The sequence below is a fragment of the Corynebacterium sp. AOP36-E1-14 genome (assembly GCF_052377495.1).
Taxonomy (GTDB): Bacteria; Actinomycetota; Actinomycetes; order Mycobacteriales; family Mycobacteriaceae; genus Corynebacterium.
The window spans coordinates 1-6,446 of sequence record NZ_JBQSWV010000052.1 but is presented as its reverse complement, the minus strand read 5'-3'; the positions used below and the strand labels follow the sequence as shown (position 1 = coordinate 6,446).

At 70.2% G+C, this 6,446-nt stretch carries 6 protein-coding genes; all 6 read right to left on the bottom strand.

What is annotated here, in order from left to right; genetic code table 11:
* Positions 1–2 precede the first annotated feature (2 nt).
* A complete protein-coding gene (gene budA / locus ACT3TD_RS14485; protein ID WP_441579872.1) occupies positions 3–734 on the bottom strand; it encodes an acetolactate decarboxylase in 732 nt (243 codons plus the stop codon).
* Between the two features lie 42 nt (positions 735–776).
* On the bottom strand, positions 777–1,772 hold the full coding sequence (locus ACT3TD_RS14480) for an aldo/keto reductase (RefSeq protein ID WP_301441645.1): 996 nt from the start codon (positions 1,770–1,772) through the stop codon (positions 777–779).
* Complete coding sequence (locus ACT3TD_RS14475; protein WP_301441646.1) at positions 1,769–2,965, bottom strand: glycerate kinase; 1,197 nt, start codon at positions 2,963–2,965, stop codon at positions 1,769–1,771. The genes ACT3TD_RS14480 and ACT3TD_RS14475 overlap by 4 nt, the downstream gene beginning before the upstream one ends.
* A gap of 34 nt (positions 2,966–2,999) precedes the next feature.
* Positions 3,000–4,829, bottom strand: a complete 1,830-nt coding sequence (locus tag ACT3TD_RS14470) for a phosphoenolpyruvate carboxykinase (GTP) (RefSeq protein WP_301441647.1) — start codon at positions 4,827–4,829, stop codon at positions 3,000–3,002.
* Positions 4,830–4,902: 73 nt separating this feature from the next.
* A complete protein-coding gene (locus ACT3TD_RS14465) occupies positions 4,903–5,457 on the bottom strand; it encodes a DUF6802 family protein (protein WP_301441648.1) in 555 nt (184 codons plus the stop codon).
* On the bottom strand, positions 5,454–6,446 hold a 993-nt coding region (locus ACT3TD_RS14460; protein ID WP_444615207.1), incomplete at its 5' end, for a hypothetical protein. The genes ACT3TD_RS14460 and ACT3TD_RS14465, both read right to left, overlap by 4 nt.

Sequence of the window (6,446 nt, the reverse complement as noted above, 5' to 3'; positions counted from 1 at the left end):
GCTCAGTCCTTGACCTCGGTGGCGTGCAGTTGCTCGTCGAGGTCCTCCGGGTCGAGGTTCGCCTCGGAGAACGTCGAGTTCAGCGGCAGCCGCAGGTCCAGGTCGGTGCCCGGGCACAGTTCGATCTTGCCCTCGGCGAGGGTGAAGTCCAGGACGTGCCCGCCGACGGTGCGGCCGTCGTCGATGAAGTGCACGTGGCACCCCGGTACCGAGATGCCCTTCTCGAACACCGGCGTACGGAAACCGGCGATGACCCCGGAGACGTCGGTGAAGTGCTGTTCGGCGTCGTCGCCGACGGCCTGCGTCATCGGCGGGTACGGCTTCGACTGACGCACCACGGTGCGGGTCGTGACGTCGCTGAAGCGTCCGGTGATGCGCACGGCGTACATGTAGTTCGCCGAGGGGGTCATCTCGTCGATGAAGTCGGAGAGCTCGGAGCGCCGGATGTTCTCCGGTGCCCGACGCCGGATCCGCGGCACGAAGTTCGTCGCTACCGCGTAGGGGCTGCGTGCCTCCAGGTCGGCGCGGGTGGCGCTGCCGTCGTGTCGCAGCTGGTAGCAGGTGCCGTCGATGATGACCATCTCCCCGTCCAGGGCGTCGAACGTGCCCAGGCCGAAATTGCCCTTGCCGAGCAGCTCGCCGACGGTCATCTCACCGTCGTAGATGCCGTCGAGCAGGGCGGTCATCAGGGAGTTCTGGAAGATGGTGTGCCGGGTGACGGGGCGGTCAGTCATGCCACCCAGGGTAACCGTCACCCGCCCTACACGGCAGGACCGTCACCAGGCGTAGGACATCGGGGCCTCCCCCGGGCCGGGCCAGATGCGGTCCAGCTCGTCCAGCGTGGCCTGGTCCAGGGTCACGCCCAGCGCATCGACCGCGGCGTCGAGGTGAGCGACCGTACGCGACCCGGCGATCAGGGTGGACACCGCTGGCTGGTGCAGCAACCAGGCCTGCGCGACCTCTGCCGGGGTGTGGCCGAGTCGTGCGCACAGTGCCTCGTAGGCCTCGAGCTGCCCGGCGAGCGCACCATATTGCTCACCGAGGGCACCGCGACGCTCGGTGTGCTCGCCGTCCTTCGGCCGGCCGGCCAGCAGCCCCGCGTCCAACGGGCTCCACGGGATGAGGCCAACTCCGAAGTACTGCAACGCCGGGATGAGCTCCTGCTCGACCGCGCGGTTCGCCAGGTTGTAGATGCTCTGCTCGGAGACCAGCCCCATGAAATTGCGCTGACGGGCGGTCATCTGGGCGGTGGCGACGTCCCAGCCCGCGTAGTTGCTCGAGCCGACGTAGGTGATCTTCCCTTCGGCCACGAGCTGTTCCATGGCCTGCCAGATCTCCTCGAACGGGGTCGCCCGGTCGACGTGGTGCATCTGGTAGACGTCGATGTGGTCGGTCTTCAGTCGCCGCAGGCTCGCCTCGCAGGCGCGTTTGAGGTGGTAGGCCGACAGGCGACGGTCGTTGGGCCCCAGCCCCATCGGCTGGTAGGCCTTGGTGGCCAGCACGATGTCGTCACGCCTGCCGGACCTGGCCAACCAGTTGCCGACGATCTCCTCGGAGGTCCCGTAGCCCTGCGCCATGTCCGGCGACTGGGGACCGCCGTAGACGTCGGCGGAGTCGAAGAAGTTCACGCCGCGCTCCACGGCGCGGTCCATGATGCCGAAGGCGTCGTCCTGGCCGGTGGCGTCGCCGAAGTTCATCGTTCCCAGCCCGATCCTGCTGACGAGGAGTCCGGACCGGCCGAGGTGTGCGTACTGCATAGTCGTGTCGCTCATGGTCCCGACGATACGTACGTGCACCCGATCTCCGCCCCGATGCGTTCCAGGATCGGCAGCGGGTTGCGCATGCACTCCGCCACGTCCGGTTCGTGGTCGGTGAGGGCGTGGATGGCGGTGAAGAGACCACCGTCGTCGGACGCCGCGAGCCGGTTCTCCCCGCACACCGCGATGACAGGAACGCCTTGATCCCCGTGGACACGGTGGTCACGGTGGCCACGGGCGCGTTCGGCGACACCGGCCGGCGCCTTCCCGCTGAGCGTCTGGGAGTCGATGCGCCCCTCCCCGGTGACGACCAGGTCAGCCCGTCCCAGGGCGTCGGCGAACCCGGTCTCCTCGAGGATCAGCTCGACCCCGGAGCGCATCTGCGCGCCCGCCAGCGCCATGGCCATGAACCCGAGCCCACCGGCGGCGCCGGCGCCGGGGCGTCCCGCCACGTAGGACGTCCCGAGCGCGTCCTCGACGACGGTGGCGAAGTGCGCCAACGCCGCGTCCACGTCGGCGACGTCGCCTGCGGCGATGCCTTTCTGCGGTCCGTAGACCGCGGCCGCACCGTCCGGCCCGCACAGCGGGTTGCGCACGTCCGAGGCGATCACGACCTCGACCTGTGCCAGGCGCGGGTCGAGGTGGCTGAGGTCCACGACCCGGACGTCACCGAGGTCGGCCACGGAGTCCACGCTGGAGCAGTTCACGCCGGGGAACTCCACGCCGAGGGCACGGGCCATGCCGAAGCCGGCGTCGGTGGTGGCGCTGCCGCCGAGGCCGAGGATGATGCGCCGGGCGCCGTCGTCGAGGGCAGCGCGCACGAGCTCGCCGACGCCCCAGGAACCGGCGGCCCGGGCGTCCTGCGCCGAGGGGGTCGCGCCGCCGGGCGAGACCATGTCCAGCCCGCAGGCGCGGGCGACCTCGATCACGGCGGTGGGGACGGCAGGCGCTGAAGACTCGGTTGTGTCGGTACCCAGCGCGTACTCGGCGTCCACCGGCCTCCCGCCGGAGTCGCGTACGCGGGCGGTGCGGCGACGGAAGCCGAGGTCGTCGAATACCTCGAGTGTGCCGTCACCGCCGTCGGCAAGGGGCCTGATCAGCACGCGGCAGCCGGTGGACTCCAGTCCGCGGCCCAGTGCGGAGGCCACCGCGCGCGACGACGCCGACCCCTTGAACTTGTCGCAACAGATCAGGACGGTCGGCGTCATCGGTTATCCGGGGGTACGGCCGGAACAGGAGTGGTTAGGCCTTGGCCTTGGCGTCCTGCACGCGCTGCTTCAGGGCGCTGAACTGCTCCCAGACCTCCTCGGGGACCTTCGGGCCCAGGAAGGTGAGGTACTCGGCGTTGTCCTCGATGTCGCTGGCCCACTGCTCCGGCGGTGCGGTCAGGGAGGTGCGGATGTCCTCCTCGGGCTCGGTGACACCGTCGAGGTCCAGGTCCTCGTAGCGGGCGGTGTGGCCGACCACGGTCTCGTCGGCGCCGACCTGCCCCTCGATGCGCTCCACGATCCACTTGAGCACGCGGCTGTTCTCGCCGAAGCCGGGCCACAGGAAGCGGCCGTCGTCGCCGCGGCGGAACCAGTTGACCAGGAAGACGTCCGGCATCTTGTCGCCGCCGCGCTTGCCCATGTCGATCCAGTGCTGCAGGTACTCACCGGCGTTGTAGCCGATGAAGGGCAGCATGGCCATCGGGTCGTGGCGCAGGGTGCCCACGGCACCTTCCTGGGCGGCGGTCTGGCCGGAGGCCATCAGCGCGCCGACCATGGTCGCGTGCTCCCAGTCGTAGGTCTGGGAGACCAGCGGCACGGTGTCGGCACGGCGACCACCGAACAGGATGGCGTCGACCTTCACGCCCTTCCAGTCGTCGAACTCCGGTGCGGCGACCGGGCACTGGGCCAGCGGCACGCAGTAGCGGGAGTTCGGGTGCGCGGCCTTCTCGTCGGACTCGGGCGTCCAGTCGTTGCCCTTCCAGTCGATGAGGTGGCCGGGGGTCTCCCCGCCGATGCCCTCCCACCACACGTCGCCGTCGTCGGTGAGCGCGACGTTGGTGAACAGGGTGTTGCCGGCCTCCATGGTCTCCATGGCGATCGGGTTGGAGCCGTAGCTGGTGCCCGGGGCCACGCCGAAGAAGCCGTTCTCCGGGTTCACGGCGTAGAGGTGGCCGTCCTCGCCGAACTTCAGCCAGGCGATGTCGTCGCCGACGACCTGGGCCTTCCAGCCCGGCACGGTCGGGGTGATCATCGCCAGGTTGGTCTTGCCGCAGGCGGACGGGAAGGCGCCGAGGATGTGGTAGTCCTTGCCCTCCGGGCTGGTCAGCTTCAGGATGAGCATGTGCTCGGCGAGCCAGCCCTCCTCCTTGGCCATGACCGAGGCGATGCGCAGGGCGTAGCACTTCTTGGCCAGGATGGCGTTTCCGCCGTAGCCCGAGCCGAAGGACCAGATCTCCTTGGTGTCGGGGAACTGGGTGATGTACTTGGTGTCGTTGCACGGCCACGGCACGTCCTGCTCGCCGGGCTCCAGCGGGGCGCCGACGGAGTGCAGGCAGCGCACGAAGGCGCCGTCGGTACCGAGCTTGTCCAGGGCCTCCTGGCCCATTCGGGTCATCACACCCATGGACAGCACCACGTAGGCGGAGTCGGTGAGCTGCACGCCGAGCTTGGGCTCGGGGTCGCTGATCGGACCCATGCAGAAGGGCACCACGTACATGGTGCGACCGCGCATGGAACCGGCGAAGTGCTCGGACATCTCCTGCTTCATCGCCGCCGGCGGCGCCCAGTTGTTGGTGGGGCCAGCACCCTCCTGCTTCTCGGAGCAGATGAAGGTACGCGACTCCACGCGGGCGACGTCCGCCGGGTTCGAGCGGGCGAGGAAGCTGTTGGGACGCTTCTCCTCGTTGAGCTTGGTCAGCGTGCCGGCGTCGACGAGCTCACCGGTCAGACGGTCCCACTCCTCGCGGGAGCCGTCGACGAAGACCACGCTCTCCGGCTGGAAGAGTTCGACAGCCTCGGAGATCCAGGCGAGGAGTTCCTCGTGCTGGGTGGGTGGCTGGCCGACGAGCCCGGGGATGGTCATGAAAACTCCTGACGAGATGTGTTTTGAGAACGGTGCGTTCTTGTGTGTCTGGTTAGTTCTGCGTCTCCCCAGACTAACCCCAGTTCCCCCTGTCCACACATTCCCACCCGCGCGGGTCCCACGAACCACGTCCGTTTCCGGGGGTGGACGGGGGGACGTCGTACCACTCGCCGTCCCGTCGCCCCTGCTCCGCGCCGTGTTCGCCCTGTTCCGTGTGTTCTTCACCGAGCATACTCTCCCCGGTACCTTCGCCGTTAGTTGTGATAGAAGACACATCTGCCGATATCTCCGTCACACCCCTCACCCCGGCCATGCAGTCCTGCCGACGCCACGACGACCACCCGCCGTCGAAGGTGACCACCGAGACGGCGTCCACCCGCCCGTCGCCGTCGGTGTCCGAGCAGATCGTCATGCCCGTGTCATCGCTGAGCGTGACGGACTCCTCGACCCCCGCGACCTCCTCCAGCCCGTCGAGCACGTGCGACGCCGGCAGGCCGAAGGTCTCGTCGCCCAGGTCCAGCAGCAGGCCGTCACCGACACCGCCCACCTGAGCGGGGTCGACCGGGTCCAGCCCGGACGCCCCGGGGAACAGGGGGAAGCCGTCCGCCCCGAACTCCCAGCCGCTCATGACACGGCCCCCTTAACCTGGCCCTTAACCTTGCCCGCCACCGTGCCGGCGACGGGCGGGACGACGAGTCGGGCGACCACGTCGGTCACCGTCGCCGCCCAGTGGCGCCGCAACGTCGCCGCCAGGCGCGCCGCCTCACGCTCCCGGCGCGCGGCACGTCCCGCCCACCAGCGTGCCCCGGCGGTCGCACCCGCCACCAGGGCGCCCGCCGCGACGGCGGCGAGCAACGAATCCGTCAGACGCAGGACGCCCGCAGCCGCGGCCACACCCGCGCCGAGTGCCGCGGCCGCGGTCACCAGGCGTCCGGGCACCCCAGACGTAGAGGACGTGCCGGGGCCGCCGGACGCCCCGGCGTCCTGCGGTGGTTCCGCAGGTGCCAGGTGCGGCATGTCCACGCCCTGTTCGAGCACGGTGACGGTGAGCCTCGCACGGAAGCGTGCGTCCAGCTCGCCGGCGCCCACACCGGCGGCCGATCCGTCCCGCACGTCGAGACCGTCCAGCAGGACGGTGGCGGCGCGGTCGGCGGCCAGGCGCACGGCGATGCGCACCCGGTCGAGACGTTCGGCGTCGGCACGGCGGGCGTCCGCCTCCCACCGGTCGGCGTCCGCCCACATCCCGTCGAGCACCCCGCTCAGCCGGGCCAGCTGCCCCGGTTCGGCGGCGGAACCGCCCTCCCACGTGCAGTGCACCACGCCGACCTCGTCGGCGAGCGCGTGGGCCGACGCCGGGGCGTAGAGCACGACCACGCCCATCGCGTCGCGCACCGCGCGCAGCACCTCGAGGTCGGCACCGCCAGCACCATCAGCACCGCTGCCACCGTCCGGCGGCACGACCGCCACGACCCCGTCCGCCTGCCCGGGGCCCGCCCCGGCGACGTAGGTGCGCCGGATACTCCCCCCGGTACGGGCGTCCAGTGCCCTGACACCCGCCGTAACCTGCTCGACGACCCGCGCGTCCGGGCCGATCACAGAAATGACCGTCACACTTCC